The sequence below is a fragment of the Streptomyces mabaensis genome (assembly GCF_053763515.1).
Genome location: NZ_JBSOPZ010000076.1, coordinates 1 through 3425, shown reverse-complemented (window position 1 = coordinate 3425; position 3425 = coordinate 1). Strand labels below are relative to the sequence as shown.

6 protein-coding genes are annotated in these 3425 nt (G+C 66.6%); 5 read left to right on the top strand and 1 reads right to left on the bottom strand.

All coding sequences use genetic code 11. From position 1 onward, the window contains the following. On the top strand, nucleotides 1-189 hold a 189-nt coding region (locus ACWV17_RS33720), incomplete at its 5' end, for a transposase (RefSeq protein ID WP_455362653.1). A 111-nt stretch (nucleotides 190-300) separates the two neighbouring features. Here ACWV17_RS33720 and ACWV17_RS33715 read toward each other — a convergent pair. Next, the gene (locus ACWV17_RS33715; protein WP_455362652.1) at nucleotides 301-972 is read right to left on the bottom strand and encodes a formylglycine-generating enzyme family protein; all 672 of its coding nucleotides are present in this window, start codon (nucleotides 970-972) and stop codon (nucleotides 301-303) included. 22 nt (nucleotides 973-994) lie between these two features. Here ACWV17_RS33715 and ACWV17_RS33710 point away from each other — a divergent pair, with 22 nt between their 5' ends. The 4 genes from ACWV17_RS33710 to ACWV17_RS33695 form a co-directional block, all read left to right on the top strand. Next, nucleotides 995-1249, top strand: coding sequence for a hypothetical protein (locus ACWV17_RS33710; RefSeq protein WP_455356949.1), 255 nt, complete (start codon nucleotides 995-997; stop codon nucleotides 1247-1249). Between the two features lie 235 nt (nucleotides 1250-1484). Continuing rightward, nucleotides 1485-2306: a TIGR02391 family protein gene (locus ACWV17_RS33705; protein WP_455362651.1), complete on the top strand. Its 822-nt coding sequence runs from the start codon at nucleotides 1485-1487 to the stop codon at nucleotides 2304-2306. A gap of 173 nt (nucleotides 2307-2479) precedes the next feature. Then, the gene (locus ACWV17_RS33700; RefSeq protein WP_455362650.1) at nucleotides 2480-2947 is read left to right on the top strand and encodes an N-acetyltransferase; all 468 of its coding nucleotides are present in this window, start codon (nucleotides 2480-2482) and stop codon (nucleotides 2945-2947) included. A 266-nt stretch (nucleotides 2948-3213) separates the two neighbouring features. Further along, nucleotides 3214-3425 (top strand): transposase (locus ACWV17_RS33695; RefSeq protein WP_455362649.1); only part of this gene is annotated, 212 nt, incomplete at its 3' end.

The following is a 3425-nucleotide window of genomic DNA, read 5'->3' as shown; positions in this document are numbered from 1 at the left end:
GACGTGGTCGGCATCTTCCCCGACCGCACCGCCGTGATCCGCCTGGTCGGCGCGGTCCTCGCCGAGCAGAACGACGAATGGACCGAGGCCCGCCGCTACATGGGCCGCGAACTCCTCGCCAAGGCCCGACTCCACCCGATCGAGTCAGAAACCGACGAGACCGCCCTGCCTACCGAACTCACCGCCTAGCCTCAAAACGAGATCACCGAGTGGCCGTCGATACACCACTCCAGCGGACGTGACCCCGTCCGTTGGCCGGGGCGGCGGACGTCGCGTTCGACGACGCAGGGGAACCGGTCGTCACACGATGGAGCGCGCGATACGGAATCCTACGTCGTCGACTTGGAATGTCGGGTGGCTGCGGCGCCGCGCAGAGGCCCGGCAACTCCAGTGCTCATCGAACCAACCACCGCCACGGAGCACACGGTAGGTGCCGTAGACCTCGGCGTCGTAGACGTCCCAGCACCAGTCCCAGACGTTGCCGAGCATGTCGTAAAGACCCCACGGGTTGGGATGCTTGCCGCCCACGACGTGGATGCGCTCGTGCGAGTTGCCGCGGTACCAGGCGATCTCGTCGAGCGGCGCATACTGCGGCCCGGTCGTACCGGCACGGCAGGCGTGCTCCCACTCGGCTTCGGTCGGCAGCCGGTACCCGTCGGCGGATGCGTCCCACTCGATGCCTTCGCTGTCGGCGCAGAGGTGGTAGGCGGGCGTGAACCCGTCGTGCAGGGACAGTGCGTTGCAGAACCGCGCCGCGTCCCACCAGGAAACGCACTCAACGGGCAACTGGTCCCCGCGGGCGGTACTCGGCCGCTGGCCGGTGATCTGTGCATACAACGCCTGGGTGACCGGGAATGCCGCGAGTTGGTAGGGCGCAAGCTTGACCGACCAATTGCGCTGCGTCCGCCGGTCCGACAGCGTTACCTGCCCCGGTGGGATGGCGACCATCTCGTTTCCCGCGACCAAGTCCATGATCAGGAGATCCTAACGAGACGTGTCAGTTCGCCACGGCGGGGCCGGACCACATCAGCTGAACTACGAAGTCTGGTTCAAGAGCTGGGGAGAGATCCTCGACGCCGGGGAGAAGAAGCTGCGGTTCTTCCAGGAACAGCTGAACTACGAGGCGACCGACGACCGCGTCACCCAGCACTTACGCGAGAGCTACTCGCACTTCATTCCTGACGCCCTGGCACAGCCGCACGACGAAGCCGAAGAGACCGAGCCGGCGGCCACAGCGGAACAGGAATAGCGAGAAGTGAGGTGGTCCCGAGATCATGTCTCGGGACCACACACGGGTTCTGCTCAACGGCCGAACAGCAGCGGCGCTACGCCACTGCTCCCTCACACGCATTCCAAGCCCTGCTCAGCGAACGCGTCGGGCTGCTTCGGGGGTGAGTTTGCCCCGTCTGGCTCACACCCGGGCGCCGCGCTAAGCGGAGGAGGCCCCCGCTGGGGCGGCCGCCGGACGTGACACCATCGGCGGCATGGATGCGTCCCGGAACCCCGAGTATCTCCGTAAGACGGCTGAAGCCGTGGCTGAGTTCAAGGATGCGCTCGAGGCGTTCCTGTTGCTCCATGTAGAGACGACAGAAGCCCCTTTCGGCCGCGGCATCATTCCAGCCGTGACTCCCAAGGCTGACGTGTCGAAGGAGGAGCTCCGCGCGGCCAGCGACCGCGTTGCACGGGCAGCCGGCCGCGCCTCGGCCGCTCCCGGGCTGACGCAGATGTACATAGGCGTCTCCACCTTCTCGCAGCCGGTGGACCCGATCGCGGCGTGGCGGAGCATCGCCACCCCGAAGCCACTGCTTGAACCAGGGGACGTCCTGGACGCAGCCGAGCAGATCCTGGGTCGGCTGGAGGCAATGACCCTCAGAGCGGAGGCCGAGCTGCCGCCGACCACCGGCGTGGAAGCGATGCATCCGACGATCTGGGGAGCAGCCCGGAAACTCTGGCTGGACGGCCACTTCCGGCTTGCCGCGCAGACGGCTGCTGAGACCCTCACCACCCAGGTCAAGGCCCGCACGGGGCTGTCCAGCATGGACGCCACGAACGTCTACGAGAAGGTCTTCGCCGCCAGGGCGCCAGTTCTGAGGTGGCCAGGGGATGCGAACGACCGCACCGTCAGTTCGATGCAGAACGGTCTCGCCAAGTACGCACCCGGGCTCAACATGACCGTGCGCAACACGGCCACCCACGAAGCGGCCGATGAGATGACCGCGCAGCAGGCACTGGAGCGCCTGGCTGCCTTGAGCCTTTTGGCGCACTGGATAGACGAGTGCGAAGGCCCGATCCCCACGGAGGACTAGCGGCGCCACGAGCCGTATGAGAAACCGTTGCCATACCGATCATGGAGTCTGTCGATCGAACGGGAGTCTCGATCGGGTGATCGCGGGCACTGCCCGGCATGAGAGCAGGACCTGGCGGTATACGGGGAAAATCCAGGGGAGCGGACGGCCGCGCGCTGCTACGGTCGGGCGCTATGAGCTGGCTCCCCGATGACTTCGTCCATCCCGTCCTGGTACCGCTGCCGGGCAGTGGTCATCACCTGCGGCCAATCCGGGAGGCGGACACCCCGCTCGACTATCCGGCTGTGATGGGTTCGCGCGAGCGGCTGTGGACCATCTTCGGCCCAGCCTGGGGCTGGCCCGCAGCCACCATGACCTACGAGGCCGACCAGGCCGACCTGTTGCGGCACGAGAAGGAGATCGCCGCACACCAGTCTTTCAACTACGCGCTGTTCGACGCGGCGGAGACAGCTCTGCTCGGCTGCGTCTACATCGACCCACCGGAGAGGGCCGGCGCGGACGGCGAGATCTCCTGGTGGGTGGTGGACGAGCTGGTGCCGCGGTGGATCGCCGCCGACTGGCCGTTCGAGCAGCCGCGCTTCCTCGGCCGAGAGATCTCCTGGTCGGACTGGCTCGCCCTGCCGGAGCACCCCGACGCGTAAGTAGCTTCTGTCGTAATGCTCTGGGGGCTTGGTGCTCGAACGGCCGTCTCGATTGGGTGGTCGTCGGGTGCTCGGCGCATGCGAGGAGGGCCTCCTGAACAGCTCGCTGGTGTCGAATCACCGAGCATCAGGAGACCCTAGTGTCGCAGTCTTGCGTGCCGATGCCCGTGCACTCCACCGCGGGTACTCGGGAGTGTGACTGTCTGGCTCACCGGTTCGGAAACGCTGCCGACAATCGCCTGCGAGAGTGTCGGTATCCGAGCGACATGACGGACGCGGAGTGGGTGGTGGTGCGGCCGCTGCTGCCGGTGCCGGGTTGGATGCAGGGCCAGGGCGGGCAGCCGGAAGCGTACTGCCACCGGGCGATGCTGGACGCGATCGGCTATCTCGTGGACAACGGCCAATGCCGTTGCTTGAGAGGTGCAAGTAGTTCCTCTCCCGGGCACGGTGACTGCCGGGGTGCTGGTTCGTTGACCGG